Origin of the sequence: Cupriavidus sp. a3 (assembly GCF_051015765.1) — a bacterium.
Classification (GTDB): domain Bacteria; phylum Pseudomonadota; class Gammaproteobacteria; order Burkholderiales; family Burkholderiaceae; genus Cupriavidus; species Cupriavidus oxalaticus_A.
Genome location: NZ_CP170643.1, coordinates 2,031,547 through 2,047,416, shown reverse-complemented (window position 1 = coordinate 2,047,416; position 15,870 = coordinate 2,031,547). Strand labels below are relative to the sequence as shown.

Sequence of the window (15,870 nt, the reverse complement as noted above, 5' to 3'; positions counted from 1 at the left end):
GCTTTCCACTATTCTTTATTTCAAGCTTCTTATTCGTGATATTTACCTTGTATGTGTACTGCCCTCCGACTGGCCTCAGTATTCCTTGTGCTGCGGAAGCGTATCGGTGATGTCATACCACGACGCCTTGCTGCCGACAAAAACATGACGCTCGGCCTTCACGCCGGGATCGCTATCAAGCGTACCGAGGGGGAATCCGAATACCTCGGGATTGCAGTCAAATCGCGTCAATATGCTTGAGCCACATTCGCTGCAAAATCCCTTGTGCTCGCCAGGCGAGGACTCGTAAAACTTGACGGTGTTCTGCCCCGATACCCATTCCCAATCCCTAATCGCCACCTTGGCTCTCGTGCGGAAGGCCGAGGCATGGAGCTTTCGGCACATCGAACAATGACAATTCAGGACGTCGGTTAGCGGGCCGTGGATTCGGTATTTGATGCGTCCGCAGAGACAACTGCCGTGCTGGGTCATGGGCTTCTCCAGGAAGTGTTGCGATGAATGCCAAATTGGAGAAGATCGTAGGGTGTGCGGAAATTTTGATAAAGTAGCCGCCCATGAATGGATTCTTCATGATTTACGAATAATGGACGATGGATCAGCTGTTCAGCATGCAGGTGTTCTGCCAGATCGTGGACTCGGGGAGCATGGCGCAGGCAGCCCGGGTCCTCGGACTCGCGCCTGCGACGGTGACCGGCGCACTAGCTCGAGTAGAAAAACGGCTTGGCGCGCGCCTGCTCGACCGGACGACGCGTCGCATCGCCGTGACCGAGGCAGGCAGGCTCTGGTACAAACACGCGAAGCGCATCATTGAACAGTCGCACGAAGCTGAAGATGCGGTCCGGCGCCTTGCGTCGGAACCAAGGGGTGAGCTGCGCGTGACATTACCGTTGGGCGTGGCGCTGACCTTTGTGTACCCGCATCTCCATGAGTTCACGGCACGCTTCCCGAGAATCAGCCTCGATCTCCAGGTTAGCGACCGGATTGTCGACCTTGTCGCCAACGGCTTCGATCTCGCCCTGCGGGCGGGGCGACCGGGGGATTCCGATTTCTCCGCTCGATGCCTCAGCACGTACCGCCGCGTAACATGCGCCAGCCCCGCCTATCTGGCATCTCATGGCGCCCCCCGGCATCCGGCCGAACTGGCACGACATCAGTGCCTGATTTACCGCCATGAACCGCATTCCTCATCTTGGCAGTACCAGGTGGACGGCACAACTATGGCAATTCCGGTAGATGGGCCATTTTCGAGTAACGAATCGCATGCGCTGATTGCATGGGCCAAGGCAGGCAAGGGAATCACCCGGCAGCCCGACTGGCTTGTCGCGCAGGACTTGCTCAGCGGTAGCTTGATTCGGCTGCTGGAAGAGTACGACGAGATTGGTGCGTCTAAGCAGCCGGGAATATATGCGGTGTTTCCGAAACCTCGCAATCACCCGAGGAAGGTCGAGGCTTTCGTGAAGTTTTTTTCTCAAAAGATCGCCTCAGCATCCCACCAGTAGCGTCACAAACGGGGCGAGGGTCGTGCGCCATATATCGAGTGTCTTGCTGGGATCGCAGGCGCCCATCGTTTCCTTGACCGGACGGATGGCTCGGATGACAGCTATCGTCGGCGGCGGCAAGTGGTTTCCTTCGACAAGGATGGCGTTCAACGCCGTATATGCGCCGTCCGCTTCGGCTTCCGTTGCCCGCGCCAGCGCGTCGACGGCCATCTGAGGCGCTGGCCGTGTCGACAGGCGTAGAGGCAGGTCAGTGCTAAATCGATAACGCTAAACCGACACCGGGTGATGACAGCATACGCAAAGCTTGTTTCCATCAGCATCTCGGAAGTATGCGCCGTAGAAGTGAGGGTGATACTGGGTTCTTAGGCCAGGAGCGCCTTCGCAATTTGCTCCGTTTGCGAGCGCACGGGCGTATGCCTGGTCAACGGTCTGCCGGTCACGCGCAAGCAATGCCACCATTTGACCATTCCCACCTCGCGCAGCATTGCCGTCATATGGCTTGCCAATAAGGAACAGCGGCCGCGGTGCGTCCGTTGCCATCCACCCTGCCCATGGCGTGTCGCGCTCGCAGAATTTGAGGTTGTGTCCTAGTTCATGCATCAACGCCGAATAAAACTCAAAAGCACGATCGAAGTCGTTAACGCCAAGAAAAATGTGCGAAATCACTTTGCGTCTCCCAGGAAGGTGGCGGCGACGAACAATATCACGGCTGTGAGGTGGCATCGCTCCTAGCCTCCCCACGAAGCGTCAGCCTCGCCGGTCCGATACCGAGACGCAAAATCGGGGCTAATTAAGCGGCAAGGCGATGTTGTTCTTCTGCGGCAATAGATGGAAACCGTCGCTCAACGTGCGATCGCAACTGGTCATTGAGCACGACCGTCCGGACTGCCTTCCTCCCCGATCCAGGATTTCCGCACCCTTGAGCCAATTGAAATGCCAACGATGGAGAGCATCGCAACGGCCGCAGCCGGCCATGTACCGCCGCTCGCCGCTCCTCTCGCTCGGACACCCCAACGTCGGCTCTACCCAGACAACAGACCTTCGTCGGCCGATCTATCCGGCTAGTGATCGGCCGTCTCTGCTCGTCCAACCCAGCATGCACGCGGGCGCATCGCGCAAGCTCACGATAGACGGACTGTCGTCGGGCAAGAAAGGGCCGCTCATGGAAGCGACCATTTCCGCGCCCTGAAGCTAAACGCCGGCAAGCACTCCTTCGAGCCCCTGTAGCCGAGGCGCTTCGAAACCGCCTGCGCGCAAGCATCCAGCGCTTTGGCAACCGGGCCGTCCCAATCGGTATCGACCGTGCTGGACGGGCCCATGATGGTGATCGTCAGCGCAATATTTCCCGACTAGTCGAATACCGGTGCGGAGAAGGCAACGATCCCCGGCGTCGGATGGTTAATGCTGCGGGACATGTGGCGCGCCCGCGCCTCCTTGATCATCTCCTTCACCCTTGCCGTCTTCGAAGACCTCAGGGGAGCAGACAGTTATGTGCGCAAGGTACAAGTCCGGCGCGTTCGATCGAGAAGGTCTGGCATTGGGTGGCAAGGTATCGCTTTCCACTGGCGCAGCCTGCACACCACATTCGACTAAGCCGGTAAGCCATGGCATTCCCGTACGGCGGCGAGCTCCCCCCTTTGTATGCGCTTGTATCAAGCCGACGGGACGATACAAGCCCTGACAGAAAAGGTTCCCGCACGCTACACGCGCGATACGTCAGCTTCCTTAAATACGTTCCGTAGTACGGCGGCGAAGAATAACGAAGCGATTCGCAGCTGCTCAATTCTCAAAGCAACGTCCCAAGGAAATCGATCATGCGTACCAACCTCGTCAATCGTCTGGTCTTCGCCGTCACCCTGGCGGCCTCCGCAGTTGGCGCTCAGGCGGCTGGGCTGTCCTATGCCGGAGGAAGTGCGCCGTACACCGCCGGCGCCCACTCAGTGCAGGAGGCGCGCAACCCGTACATCGATGGCGCCCGCACGGCGCAGGAATCCCGCAACCCGTACACAGGCGGTGCCCGCACGCTGCAAGAGCCGCGCGACCGCTACACCGACGGCGCCCGCACCCTGGCCGGCACGGACCGCAGCGGTGTCTCTGTGTCGCCGGCGCGCACGGTCGATGCGTATCTGGACGGCTCCTACGCCTGAAGCCCCAGCATTGCCGCATGAGCAGAATCACTCAGAACAAGCTCGTGGACGGGACCGCGGATGAGTTGGTCCCGGCTCCCGACGGCAACGCGTAGGCCGCCCGCATCATCAACCCGCGCGTCCATCGCCAGGTCCGTGGCGTTGGCCACAACCTTCCGCAGGAAGCCCCGAAGCCTTCGCCGATGCCGTGACCGAACAGGTGCACGGCAATAGTGCCGCACCTGATGCGGTGCGCCAACCTTAGTCAAGGAGACAACGAAGTTATGACATCCCATTCAATTCAACCCATCGACGACGCCCATGCCGCGGACTGGATCCGCGTCCAGCGCTATACGCACGGAGTGATCGGCCCGAGCCAGCCGATGCTGGGACCGCTGGCCGATGGCGGTACGCTGGTCGCCGGCACGCCACCGGGCTGCTGGGGCCCGATGATCACGCCGGCCTTCGAGGGCGGGCATGAAGTCACGCAGCCGGTGGCAATTGCCGGCGCCGAGGTCGGCGACGCGGTGGCGCTGAGGATCCGCCGGATGACGGTCACCTCGTCGGCCACGTCGTCTGGGGTGATGCGGTTCGTCGAAGGGCGCTATCACGGCGACCCCTTCGTGGCCAAGTTCTGCGGTCAGTGCGGCACCGAGCATCCCGCCAGCCACGTAGAGGGCATCGGCGACGATGCCATACGCTGCAGCCACTGCGGTGCCGAGGTCAGCGCTTTCCGCTTCAGCCACGGCTACGTGATCGTGCTGGATCAGGAAAACCAGATCAGCCTGACGGTCAATCAGGCGGTGGCGGACCGGCTTGCGGGCAAGGCATCGGAAATGTCCGCACTGCCCGAACTGGCTGCGCAGCATTCGATCCTGTCGCTGGCGCGTGCCGACATGCCTGGTGTGGCGTCGCGCATGCGGCCGTTCCTGGGCAATATCGGCACGATGCCGGCGCGGGACCTGCCTGATTCGCACAACTGCGCGGACTTCGGGCAGTACCTGGTCGGCGCGCCGCACCGCTTTGCACTGACCAGCGACGAACTCCAGCTGGCCAAGACCGATGGCCACATGGATACCAACTCGGTCCGCGAGGGCTGCATCCTGATTAGCCCGGTCAAGGTGCCGGGCGCCGGCGTGTATCTGGGCGACATGCATGCCCAGCAGGGCAATGGCGAGATCGCCGGCCATGCGACCGATGTATCCGGCGAGACGGAGCTGACTGTCGAGGTCATCAAGGGCCTGACGATCGACGGACCGATCCTGCTGCAGAATGTGGAAGACCTGCCGCCGCTGGCCCGGCCGCTGTCCGCCGCCGAGCGGAAGAAGGCTCGGGAGCTTGGCGCGCGATGGGGCCAGCTTGAAATCGAGGAATCCGGACCCGTGACATTCCTCGGCAGCGGCGTCGATCTCAACGCAGCAACGAAGAACGGGCTGCAGCGTGCGGCTGACGTGACCGGGCTGCCGTACGACGAGGTGCTCAATCGCGCGACGATCACCGGTTCCATCGACATCAGCAGGTTGCCCGGCACCGTCCGCGTCACCTTCCTGTGCCCATTGGCCGTGCTCGACCGCATGGGGATCGGCAAGCTGGTGCGGGAGAAGTACCAGCTGGTCTGACCATGAATGGCGCGGGCCTGGGGTCCCCGCGCCATCCTGCAGCCGCCGCGGCATCCCCTGCACACCGCGAAGGCCGCGGCCAGCGTTGACCGCTGACGGGAGGCAGGCTGGCGCTGGGCATCGCGTCCGGAGAGCGTTCGGCATCGAGCATGAAGCGCGCACGCGCTCGGCCCGGCGCTGGGCCGCCGCGAGCCGGTCGGCCTGCGCGGCGGCCTGCGCTTCCAACGTTCGGATAAGTACCGGTGCGTTTCCCTCCTTGCAATACACGATCTTTGACTTCTCCGGATGCCATGATCAACCGGCAGATCCCGGCTGCTTGCGGGCGCTATATCCGATGCGTTGCCCGCAGGGCAACAAGGTGTGGACATAGTTGCTGTTGGAGATTGTCCTTGTCGCTGCCACTATCCGCTCAACGCGGTACCCGCATCAAAGAGACATTGGAGACTGGCATGCTTTGCTCCGAGCGGCCCGATCCGCGAAGCCCTGGACTTCCGTGCCCGCTTCCCCGACGGACGCATCGGATCCGATCCAGGCCCGGCAACGCGCGAGAAAGGCCGTGCACTAGTCGAACTGGCCGAAGCCTTCTGCCGCGAGCCGATGCCGGACTGAAGCGGCCCGCCGGCGTCACATGATGCGCGACGACTCCCCGTCGCGCGGGCCATCTTGCCCTCCATCGACAAACATCATGCAATCACACGATATCCACCAAAGACTGAAAGCACTCGACATCGAGCTGTCCCCCGCAGGCGCGCCGGCTGCCGCGTACGTCATGAGCGCGCAGAGCGGCAGTGTTGTCTACCTGTCTGGCCATATTGCGAAGAGGAACGGCAGCGTGTGGGTTGGCAAGCTCGGTGCCACGATGTCGACGGACGAGGGACGCGCCGCAGCCCGCGCGGTCGCGATCGATCTGCTGTCGACGCTGCAGGCCCACACCGGCGATCTGAATCGCGTCAAGCGCATCGTCAAGGTTATGAGCCTGGTCAATTCAACGCCCGACTTCACCGAGCAGCATCTGGTCACCAACGGCGCGTCGGAGCTGTTCGTCGACGTGTTTGGTGATGCCGGCAAGCATGCGCGGTCGGCGTTCGGTGTCGCACAGATTCCGCTGGGAGCATGCGTGGAGATCGAAGTCTGCGTCGAACTGGACTGAGGCTTCAGATCGAACCAAACAGTGCACACGGATGAACTCTTAATTTCTGCGCGACAACTTTCAACGCGGCAACCAGTTGCTCATGCGAAGCAACGCAACAAGGCAAGCAGCCAGATGAACGCCCCCAATTCCTCGTCCTCTCTTACCTCCGTCGGTCCCCGCATCAAGAGCCAGCGGCTCTGGGAACATGTCAGCGCCATGGCAAGGATCGGCGCCACGGCCAAAGGCGGAGTCAACCGCCAGGCGCTCACCTCTGAAGACACCCAGGGCAAGAAGTTGTTGCTCCAGTGGGCATCCAGGCGAGGCTATCAGACCTCGATTGACCCGATCGGCAATCTGTTTATCCGCCGCCCCGGACGGGATCCGGGTCTCAGCCCGGTATGGACGGGTTCACATCTTGACTCCCAACCGACCGGAGGGAGGTTCGACGGTGTCTACGGGGTGCTTGCAGGTTTCGAGGTACTCGAAACGCTTGACGATCACGGCATGGAGACTGAACGTCCGATCGAGCTCGTTGTGTGGATGAACGAGGAGGGCTCAAGGTTCCCACCTCCTACGATGGGCTCCGCCGTTGCGGCCGGCGCGCTGCCGCTGGCCGATGCATTGGCGATCAAAGACATCAACGGAATCGATGTGGAAAGCGCATTGCAGGTCCAGGTCGCCGAGCTGTCGGTTCTGGAGAAGCGCCCGCTTGGCATGAGCGCCTTTGCCTATATCGAAGCCCACATCGAACAGGGCCCCGTCCTTGAGAACCAAGCATGCAATGTGGGCATTGTCACGGGCATTCAGGGACTTCATGCCTACGAGATCCAACTGCTGGGTGCCGAGGCCCACGCAGGCACGACGCCGCTGCGGCATCGCAAGGATGCGTTGGTGGCCGCCACCAAGCTCATCGGATGCATTCGCGCCGCGATAGACGACCCCGAGGATATCCTGCGCTTCACCGTCGGACGGATGGAGGTATATCCGGGATCGCCCAACACCGTGCCAGGCCGGGTGACATTCAATATCGATCTGCGGCATCCCGACCCAGATTCCCTCCTGCGTGCCGGCGAGACGATCCTCCAACTTTGCGTCGGCGAGATTGAAGGCTGTCCGGTGTCAGCGAAGGTTCTGTTGAAGTCCACGCCGACAACGTTCGACGAGCGCGTGGTGGCAACCGTGCGCAAGGCTGCTGGCGGTCGGGCCATGAAGTTCCAGAACATCGTTTCCGGCGCGACCCACGACGCCAAGTACACCGCACAACATATTCCCACCGGGATGATCTTCGTGCCTTGCGAAAATGGCATCAGCCACAACGAGGCCGAGAACGCGCGCGAAGTCGATGTCGCGGCCGGGGCGCAGGTCCTCTGCGACGCCATGCTTGCGATCATGTCCGAACCACTATAAGCAGTTTCAACTGCCACATCGATTGCGGGTCAACCGCCCACGGCCACCGCGAAGTGTCGGTCGACCGAAGCGACGTTGACGCAATCACGCCAGAGCCATTTCAACCACGGATGCCGGCGCCGGTGCGCTCCGTGGCGACGCTATACGCACCAACCAAAGGAGAGGTCTGTGTCTCGGAAGGACCAAATTTCAGGGAGCGGAGCGCACCGCGCCTCCCTCTATCGAAAAGTAGATATACGCCTGCTGCCACTGCTGTTCATTGGCTTTATGCTCGCTTATCTGGACAGAGTCAACGTCGGCTTTGCGAAGCTTCAGATGCAGAGCGACCTCGGCTTCTCCGACGCCGCCTACGGCATCGGGGCAGGAATATTCTTCGTCGGCTACGTCTTGTTCGAGGTGCCAAGCAATCTCTTGCTGCCCAGGGTTGGCGCCCGGCTTACCTTTAGCCGCATTATGGTGCTCTGGGGTATCACCTCGATGTGCATGGTGTTCGTCAACAGCGTCCCGGTGTTCTACGCGCTGCGCTTTCTGCTGGGCGTCTTCGAAGCCGGCTTCGCACCGGGCGTCCTGTTCTACCTGTCGCGCTGGTATGGTCCGAGCCGCATCGCGGGCGCCATTTCGATGGTTTGGCTTGCGGGTCCTTTCAGCGGAATTGTTGGGGGGCCGCTGTCGGCGTGGATCATGACGGCTTTCGCCGGTACGGCCAGCCTCGCCGGCTGGCAATGGATGTTTCTCATTGAAGGCGCCCCCACCCTCTTGCTTGGCGTCGCGGCCTACTTCCTGCTCGTCGATGGCCCATCCAACGCGAAATGGCTCAACGACACGGAGAAACGCGCGCTGGCCGCGGAAACGAACACGGCTGCAGACCGGCGGCACGAATCGTTTCTCATGGTACTGCGTGATCCCAAGGTGTATGTCCTGGCGATAGCCTATCTGTGCATCATCGCGCCAATCTACGCCTTGAGCTTCTGGCTGCCGACGATCATCAAATCCGCCGGTGTCACCAGCACGCAGACCCTCGGTTGGTATGCGGCGATTCCTTATGTGGCGGCGGCGTTTGCCATCTTCTTCGGCGGCCGCAGTTCCGACAGGCGCCAGGAGCGTCGAATTCACATCGCCGTGCCGGCTGCCTTAAGCAGTCTTTGCTTCGTTGGCTGGTACCTCGCCGACGGCAATCTCGCAGTGACGCTGGTATGCGTTACCGTCGCTACTGGCCTGATGTGGATGGCCAACATCGTCTTCTGGGCCGTTCCGCCCGCCTACATCAAGGGCAACGCCCGAGCGGGAGCCATTGCCCTGATCAATACGATTGGCCTGTCTGGCGGCTTCTTTGGCCCAAGCATCATCGGTTGGTCGAAATCCGTGACTGGCAGCATCTACCCTGGGTTCCTGCTGATGGCAGCGATGTTGCTGGTGTGTGCATTCATCATCCTGTTCCTGCGCCTGAAGCCCGGGGCCGATACAGCGCTTCGCCACGAGTCGCCCATGCCGACCAGTGCGGGTCAAGCGAAGTAAGTGCCTTTGGCCAGTGATCACGCCTGCCAGAGGCACTCGACTATGAAGCACCGGGGGCGATGCGGAAAAGCTTTGCCTGCGGACAGACCAGACAGGTGTGCAATCCTTGCGATGCGCGCCCTCCCAAGTCCCTGAAGAGAAAGTTCACATGAAGCTCGCCGAATATACCGCCCTTGACGGCATGGGGCTGCATCACCTCATCGCCACGCGAGAGGTGACCGCAATGGAAGTAGCGCAAGCCGCATTGGCTGCCATCGAGGCCGTCAATCCCCAGGTAAATGCTGTGCTCGATTACTGGCCCGAAGAGGCGGAGATACAGTCAGCTGGCGTTGCGAGTGCTGATCCAGGACCGCTCGGCGGCGTGCCGTTTCTCCTCAAGGATCTCGGCGTCACCATGCAGGGACGCAGGAGCGAAATGTGCAGTCGTCTTGCACTGGGAACGGTTGCAAAGGAAGACTCGTACGTGATGACGAGCTTCCGTCAGGCAGGCCTGATCACGCTCGGGCGAACAACAATGCCGGAACTGGCAGTTAGCACGACGACGGAGCCCGTGCTGTACGGCCCGACGAGGAATCCCTGGAGTCTGCAACATGGCGCGGGCGGATCGAGCGGAGGTGCAGGAGCGGCGGTGGCCGCCGGTATCGTTCCCATCGCGCATGCGACGGACGGAGCCGGATCAATACGGGTGCCGGCCTCCGTCAACGGGCTATTCGGTCTGAAGCCAACCAGGGGACGCGTGTCCAGCGGCCCGTTCGTGGACGAAGTCTGGAATGGTCTGGGCGTGCATTTTGCCGTGAGCCGAACCGTCCGCGACAGTGCGGCGCTGCTTGATGGCATCCATGGCGGCGGCGTGGGCGAGCCTTACTACATTGCCTCACCCCAAGCCAGCTATCTGTCGGAGATCCGGCAGCAGCCGGGAAACCTGAAAATAGGGTTCATGATGAATCCATTCAGTGCCGCGCGTACCGACACGGCGGTTGCTGACGCCTTGAGCAAGGTGGCCAGGACACTTGAGTTCCTGGGTCATCATGTCCATGAGGTAACGCCAGAGTTGGGTGTGAGTTGGGACACCTTTGTGCAATGCAATGCGCAAATCTGGGCTGCCAACGCGGCGCTCCGGATCAACGGCATTGCCGCAGCCACCGGACGAACGGTGGATGAAAAACACCTTGAACCCGCAACGCTCGCGCTCTATCGATACGGCATTGAGATTGGCGCCGTAGAACTCCTGTCAGCATTGCAGGTGAGAAATACGGTCACGCGAGCGCTGGGTCGGTTCTTCGGCGACTACGACATTCTGCTGACACCAACGCTACCCGGACTTCCGCCTCGGATTGGTGAATACAATCGGGTAGAAACATCCGTCGATGGGCTTGGCTGGATCGCGCACGTTTTTAGACAGTCACCGTTTACCGCGCTATCGAACGTGAGCGGAACGCCAGCAATGTCAGTGCCGCTTTCCGTCGACTCGCAAACAGGTCTGCCAATCGGGTCGCATTTCATGTCTGGCTTCGGGCGGGAGGACACGCTGTTCCGTCTGGCCGCACAGTTGGAAGCGGCAAGCCCCTGGTGCGAACGGCGACCATCGGTATGGGCAGGGTCAATCGCCAACGAGACGTCGAAACAGTAGCATCCGGGCAGCAAGTGGCGGGATCACAGCCGCAGATTCGTTATCCTGGCAGTCCGCGCGCCCGCCAGAAACAGACGGGCACACAATACATCAATGCTCGTGCGGCTTCGAGACCTTAAGATCTGGAACCGTGACGGCAACCACCTCCGTCGCCAGGATCTTGTGGCTCGGGTCAGCCAACTCGAGCCGAAGCTTGTGCGGCCCCGGCGTGAGCCCGACGACGATGATCGGGTCTTCACTCGTATGGGCCCAAGTGCCATGAACGTCGTCCATTGTTGCGTGCAGATGCCCGATGCGTGGCGAGATATCGAACGACTCACTGGGCGTTTGCGCGAGAGATGCAGAAGCGTTTTCCGGACATCCGCGTGGAGGACGACCGCATCTATATCGTCGACGGCCCGATTTGGACGTCTGCGGGGATGACCGCAGGGCTCGATCTCGCGCTGGCGATGGTGGAGAAGGACCTGGGTGCAGACGTGGCGCGTTCGGTCGCGCACAACCTGGTAATGCATCAACACCGTTCGGGAGGACAGTCTCAGCACTCCGAAATGCTCGAACTCGCGCCGAAGTCGGACCGTATCCAGAACGCATTGAACTACGCACGCAAGAACGTGAGTCGGCCGCTGACCGTCGACGAATTGGCCCAGAAGGTCAACCTGAGCCCGCGCCAGTTCAGCCGCGTATTCATGCTGGAGACAGGGCAGTCACCCGCCAGGGCCATCGAGGGTCTGCGCCTGGAGGCTGCGCGTCTGATGATCGAGCAAAGCCGGCATCCGCTGGACGTGATCGCGAGAGAGACCGGCTTTCGCGATCGACGCCATATGCGCGAAGCCTTTATGCGTGGCTTTGGCCTGCCGCTGCAGGCGGTACGGCGCGAAGCGCGGAGTCCAGCATGAAGCGATGTCGTTGGGTGCACTGCCGAGCGTGGCAGGCGTAGAAGGGCAGGAAGCCGAGGTCTCGCTCGCTCTCGGACCTGGGGAAAGTTTGGCTTGCTTGGGTCCGGGCTCCATTCTGTTGGGAACCAGAGCCTCCATAAGACATGGGCGGTTCAACTTGAAGTCCGCCAGCAGGAATACCGGCGACTGGTGTATTGCTATGTATCAGGGATGGCAAGCAATACCTTCCCATACAACATCACCACAACGGTTGGCTGGCGTGTGATGGAATGTGGAGACTATCCATAATCGACTCACGCCATTCGGCAACCGCCATACAAGGAGTGACATCATGACGCAAACACATCACGGCACAGCGCTTATCACCGGCGCATCCTCAGGTATCGGTGCGGTGTACGCGGACCGCCTCGCCCGCCGCGGATATGACCTTATCCTCGTCGCACGCAATCGCGAGCGTCTCGCTACCCTCGCCAATCGCATCACGACCGAAACGCACCGGAACGTCGAGATCGTGGACGCTGATCTCAGCGACAAGGATGGGCTGGCTGCCGTCGAAACAAAGCTCAGACAGGACGCCACCATCGCGCTGTTGGTCAACAACGCGGGTGTCGGCACGCACACGCCTCTCCTCGACAGCGACGTCGACGCAATGTCGCGGATGATCGACCTGAACGTCTCCGCGTTGACGCGCCTGACGTACGCCGCCGTGCCCGGCTTTGCCTCACGTGGCAAAGGCGCCGTCATCAATATCTCTTCGATCGTCGCCATAGCGCCGGAGATCCTCAATGGCGTGTACGGCGGCAGCAAGGCTTTCGTGCTTGCTTTCAGCCAGTCTCTCCATCATGAGCTGGCCGACAAAGGCATACAGGTCCAGGCAGTCTTGCCCGGCGCCACGGCCACCGAGTTTTGGCAGACGGGCGGTCTTCCTCTGGAGAGTCTCGACAAGGCGATCGTCATGTCCGCCGATGACATGGTCGACGCTGCCCTGACAGGCTTCGACCGCCGCGAACTCGTCACCATCCCGTCACTGCATGCTGTGGAGAAGTGGGAGGCTTATGAAACCGCGCGCGGCGCAATGTCCCCGCTCCTGTCGAGCAATATACCCGCCGCGCCGCGCTACACCGCCGCGCAGTGAACGTCTGCCTTCGAAAACGCCAACCGAGTACATAGCCCTTGCGCGCACCGCAGACTGGCGCGCTCTTGTTCCCGGCATTGGCCAAATCAAGCTTTACGGTTCAGGCAACTATGCGATGCGCATCTGGCTCAACCCGCAGAAGATCGCCGAGCGCAACATGAACCCCGACGAGGTAGTGGGCGCGATCCGCAAGCAGAACATCCAGGTGGCGGCAGGCGTAGTGGGCGGGCCGCCGTACAAGGACAACGTCGAGATCCAGTTGCCCGTGAACGTGCAGGGCCGCCTGGCCGACGTGGACCAGTTCGAGAACATCATCGTCAAGCGCGAGGGGGGTGTGGTCACCTACCTCAGGGACGTAGCGCGCGTGGAGATGGGCGCGAGCGAGTACGCCCTGCGCGCGCTCCTCGACAACCAGCAGGCGCTGGCGTTGGTGATCTTCCAGACCCCGGGCGCGAACGCTATCGACATCTCGAACAACGTCCGCGCCAAGATGGCCGAACTGAACAAGCACTTCCCCGATGGCCTGGAGTACCGTATTGCTTATGACCCGACGACGTTCGTGCGCGATTCGATCAAGGCGGTCATCCATACGCTGCTCGAAGCCATCGTGCTGGTGGTACTGGTGGTGATTGTCTTCCTGCAGACCTGGCGCGCGGCCATCATTCCGCTGCTCGCTGTGCCCGTGTCTGTGGTCGGTACATTCGCGGTGATGCTCGGCTTTGGCTTCTCGATCAATGCGTTGTCACTGTTCGGGCTGGTGCTGGCGATTGGCATCGTCGTGGATGACGCGATTGTAGTGGTCGAGAACGTCGAGCGGAACATTGCCACCGGCCTGCGGCCACGCGAGGCTACCATCAAGGCGATGAAAGAGGTGACGGGGCCGATCATCGCCATCGCGCTGGTGCTTTGCGCAGTCTTCGTGCCCATTGCGTTTATCAGCGGCCTCACCGGGCAGTTCTATCGCCAGTTCGCGCTGACCATCGCAATCTCGACCGTGATCTCGGCCTTCAATTCACTGACGCTATCGCCGGCGCTGTCCGCCTTGTTGCTGCGTTCGCACGACGCGCCCAAGGACAGGCTGACGCAGCTGATGGACCGCTGGCTCGGTGGCTTCTTCAGCCGCTTCAACCGCCTATTCAGCAGAGGTGGGGAGTACTACGGCGGCGGCGTGAAGCGGGCGTTGCAGCACAAGCGGGGGTCCATGGTGCTCTACGCGGCGCTGCTGGCGGCCACGGTGCTAGGCTTCGTCAGGGTGCCGGCCGGCTTCGTGCCGATCCAGGACAAAGGCTACTTGGTCAACCTGGTTCGCTTGCCGGAAGGGGCGACGCTAGATCGCACGGAGTCCGTGGTAAGCCAGATGGTCGATGTGGCCTTGGAAGCGCCGGGCGTACGCACCGCCGTGCAGTTGCCGGGACTCTCAATTAACGGGTTCATCAACAGCCCTTCCTCGGCCGTGGTGTTCGTCGGCGAACAGTCGTTCGAGGAACTGCACAAGCAGGGGACGACGGGGCCGGCGATGGCGGCCAGCCTGCAGAAGCAGTTTGCGTCGATCCGCGATGCCTTCATTGCCGTGTTCCCACCCCCGCCCGTGCAAGGGCTCGGCAACACCGGGGGCTTCAAGCTGCAGATCGAGGACCGTGGCGACGCCGGCTACCTGGCGCTAAGCAAGGTGGTGAACAACGTACTGGAGAAGGCGCGCAAGGCGCCCGAGCTGGCGGGTGTGTACACCAACTACAACGTCTCCACGCCGCAGCTCTATGCAGACGTGGACCGTACCCGCGCAGCACAGCTCGGTGTGGACGTCGATGATGTGTTCAAGACCATGCAGATCTACCTTGGCTCCCTTTACGTGAACGACTTCAACAAGTTCGGCCGCACGTACCAGTTGATCGCGCAGGGCGATAAGGACTTCCGCTCGAAGCGGGATGACATCCTCGGACTGAAGGTGCGCAACGTCGAAGGCAGGATGGTGCCGCTGGGAGCCGTGGTGACGCTCAGCGACACCAGCGGCCCCGACAGCGCATCGCGCTACAACGCGTACCGCTCCGCTGACATCAATGGGCGCGCGGCACCGGGTTACTCGACCGGACAGGCACAGGCGGCGATCACGCGCATCCTGAACGACACGCTGCCGGGCGACATGGCCTTTGAATGGACCGAGCTGGCCTACCAGCAGATCCTGGCCGGCAACACCGCGCTGATCGTCTTCCCGATCTGCATTCTGCTAGTGTTCCTTGTGCTGACCGCGCAGTACGAAAGCCCGTTCGTGCCGCTGGCCATCATTCTGATCGTGCCGATGTGCCTGTTCTCGGCCATCGCGGGGGTCTGGCTGACCGGCGGGGAGAACAACCTCTTCACGCAGATAGGGTTCTTCGTGATAGGACTGGCCTGCAAGAACGCGATCCTGATATGCGAGTTTGCCCGGGAACTGGAGATGCAGGGCAAGGGCACGCTGGCGGCGGCCATCGAGGCTGCGCACCTGCGCCTGCGACCGATCCTGATGACGTCTATCGCCTTCATCATGGGGGTGCTACCACTGGTACTGTCGCACGGTGCCGGCGCCGAGATGCGCCACGCGATGGGCGTGGCCGTGTTCTTCGGCATGATCGGCGTCACGTTCTTCGGCCTGTTTCTGACGCCGGTCTTCTATGTCCTGAGCCGGAACCTGGAAAAGCGCATCACGAGGAAGGAAAAGGTGCAGCAGCATGTTGAAGCTTGAGCGATTGACCGCCTCGGTCCTTGCTGCCGCTGCGGCTGTCGTAGCCGGCTGCACGAGTCCGGTGGGGCCGCAAAGCTCCGGTGTCGACGTCACGCCGCGCTGGCAGACGCTGGCGCCTGCGCAAGCGCACGCCGACCTGATCGTCAGCAACGACGATGCGCGGGTCGACCAGCAATGGTGGTCGCATTTCAA

At 61.6% G+C, this 15,870-nt stretch carries 13 protein-coding genes and 2 pseudogenes; 11 read left to right on the top strand and 4 right to left on the bottom strand.

Features of this window, described 5'->3' with window-relative positions; all coding sequences use genetic code 11:
* Positions 1-75 precede the first annotated feature (75 nt).
* Positions 76-471 (bottom strand): GFA family protein, encoded by a 396-nt coding sequence (locus ACAD63_RS09980; RefSeq protein ID WP_062799615.1) that lies wholly within the window; start codon positions 469-471, stop codon positions 76-78.
* A gap of 119 nt (positions 472-590) precedes the next feature.
* Here ACAD63_RS09980 and ACAD63_RS09975 point away from each other — a divergent pair, with 119 nt between their 5' ends.
* Positions 591-1,499 carry a LysR family transcriptional regulator gene (locus ACAD63_RS09975; RefSeq protein WP_434033857.1) on the top strand — a complete coding sequence of 303 codons (909 nt, stop codon included), beginning with the start codon at positions 591-593 and terminating at the stop codon, positions 1,497-1,499.
* Here ACAD63_RS09975 and ACAD63_RS09970 read toward each other — a convergent pair.
* Positions 1,482-1,709 (bottom strand): hypothetical protein, encoded by a 228-nt coding sequence (locus ACAD63_RS09970; RefSeq protein ID WP_135706367.1) that lies wholly within the window; start codon positions 1,707-1,709, stop codon positions 1,482-1,484. The genes ACAD63_RS09975 and ACAD63_RS09970 overlap by 18 nt on opposite strands.
* Positions 1,710-1,766: 57 nt before the next feature.
* Positions 1,767-2,165, bottom strand: coding sequence for a VOC family protein (locus tag ACAD63_RS09965; RefSeq protein ID WP_082818939.1), 399 nt, complete (start codon positions 2,163-2,165; stop codon positions 1,767-1,769).
* Positions 2,166-3,313: 1,148 nt separating this feature from the next.
* Here ACAD63_RS09965 and ACAD63_RS09960 point away from each other — a divergent pair.
* The 7 genes and pseudogenes from ACAD63_RS09960 (at position 3,314) to ACAD63_RS09930 (ending at position 10,928) form a co-directional block, all read left to right on the top strand.
* Positions 3,314-3,646, top strand: coding sequence for a hydroxyquinol 1,2-dioxygenase (locus ACAD63_RS09960; RefSeq protein ID WP_434033856.1), 333 nt, complete (start codon positions 3,314-3,316; stop codon positions 3,644-3,646).
* 263 nt (positions 3,647-3,909) lie between these two features.
* Positions 3,910-5,244: an acetamidase/formamidase family protein gene (locus tag ACAD63_RS09955; RefSeq protein ID WP_434033855.1), complete on the top strand. Its 1,335-nt coding sequence runs from the start codon at positions 3,910-3,912 to the stop codon at positions 5,242-5,244.
* Positions 5,245-5,700: 456 nt separating this feature from the next.
* Positions 5,701-5,853: pseudogene (locus tag ACAD63_RS09950) on the top strand (creatininase family protein); the annotation flags it as partial.
* Between the two features lie 76 nt (positions 5,854-5,929).
* A complete protein-coding gene (locus ACAD63_RS09945; protein ID WP_135707061.1) occupies positions 5,930-6,394 on the top strand; it encodes a RidA family protein in 465 nt (154 codons plus the stop codon).
* Between the two features lie 114 nt (positions 6,395-6,508).
* Complete coding sequence (locus ACAD63_RS09940) at positions 6,509-7,783, top strand: M20 family metallo-hydrolase (RefSeq protein WP_135706364.1); 1,275 nt, start codon at positions 6,509-6,511, stop codon at positions 7,781-7,783.
* Between the two features lie 168 nt (positions 7,784-7,951).
* Positions 7,952-9,298 (top strand): MFS transporter, encoded by a 1,347-nt coding sequence (locus ACAD63_RS09935; RefSeq protein ID WP_135706363.1) that lies wholly within the window; start codon positions 7,952-7,954, stop codon positions 9,296-9,298.
* A 148-nt stretch (positions 9,299-9,446) separates the two neighbouring features.
* Positions 9,447-10,928, top strand: coding sequence for an amidase (locus ACAD63_RS09930; RefSeq protein WP_135706362.1), 1,482 nt, complete (start codon positions 9,447-9,449; stop codon positions 10,926-10,928).
* Between the two features lie 90 nt (positions 10,929-11,018).
* Here the strand turns inward: ACAD63_RS09930 and ACAD63_RS09925 are convergent, their stop codons facing one another.
* Positions 11,019-11,201, bottom strand: coding sequence for a DUF6130 family protein (locus ACAD63_RS09925; protein WP_434033854.1), 183 nt, complete (start codon positions 11,199-11,201; stop codon positions 11,019-11,021).
* Positions 11,202-11,233: 32 nt separating this feature from the next.
* Here ACAD63_RS09925 and ACAD63_RS09920 point away from each other — a divergent pair.
* The 3 genes and pseudogenes from ACAD63_RS09920 to ACAD63_RS09910 all read left to right on the top strand — a co-directional run.
* Positions 11,234-11,824 (top strand): annotated as a pseudogene (locus ACAD63_RS09920) (GlxA family transcriptional regulator); the annotation flags it as partial.
* A gap of 331 nt (positions 11,825-12,155) precedes the next feature.
* Positions 12,156-12,959, top strand: coding sequence for an SDR family NAD(P)-dependent oxidoreductase (locus ACAD63_RS09915; RefSeq protein ID WP_135706360.1), 804 nt, complete (start codon positions 12,156-12,158; stop codon positions 12,957-12,959).
* Positions 12,880-15,678, top strand: coding sequence for an efflux RND transporter permease subunit (locus ACAD63_RS09910; protein WP_434033853.1), 2,799 nt, complete (start codon positions 12,880-12,882; stop codon positions 15,676-15,678). The genes ACAD63_RS09915 and ACAD63_RS09910 overlap by 80 nt, the downstream gene beginning before the upstream one ends.
* Positions 15,679-15,870 lie beyond the last annotated feature (192 nt).

Coding starts and splice junctions, on each gene's coding strand:
- ACAD63_RS09980 (WP_062799615.1), bottom strand. CDS start 471: ATGACCCAGCACGGCAGTTGTCTCTGCGGACGCATCAAATACCGAATC.
- ACAD63_RS09975 (WP_434033857.1), top strand. CDS start 591: ATGGATCAGCTGTTCAGCATGCAGGTGTTCTGCCAGATCGTGGACTCG.
- ACAD63_RS09970 (WP_135706367.1), bottom strand. CDS start 1,709: ATGGCCGTCGACGCGCTGGCGCGGGCAACGGAAGCCGAAGCGGACGGC.
- ACAD63_RS09960 (WP_434033856.1), top strand. CDS start 3,314: ATGCGTACCAACCTCGTCAATCGTCTGGTCTTCGCCGTCACCCTGGCG.
- ACAD63_RS09955 (WP_434033855.1), top strand. CDS start 3,910: ATGACATCCCATTCAATTCAACCCATCGACGACGCCCATGCCGCGGAC.
- ACAD63_RS09945 (WP_135707061.1), top strand. CDS start 5,930: ATGCAATCACACGATATCCACCAAAGACTGAAAGCACTCGACATCGAG.
- ACAD63_RS09940 (WP_135706364.1), top strand. CDS start 6,509: ATGAACGCCCCCAATTCCTCGTCCTCTCTTACCTCCGTCGGTCCCCGC.
- ACAD63_RS09930 (WP_135706362.1), top strand. CDS start 9,447: ATGAAGCTCGCCGAATATACCGCCCTTGACGGCATGGGGCTGCATCAC.
- ACAD63_RS09925 (WP_434033854.1), bottom strand. CDS start 11,201: ATGGACGACGTTCATGGCACTTGGGCCCATACGAGTGAAGACCCGATC.
- ACAD63_RS09915 (WP_135706360.1), top strand. CDS start 12,156: ATGACGCAAACACATCACGGCACAGCGCTTATCACCGGCGCATCCTCA.
- ACAD63_RS09910 (WP_434033853.1), top strand. CDS start 12,880: ATGAAACCGCGCGCGGCGCAATGTCCCCGCTCCTGTCGAGCAATATAC.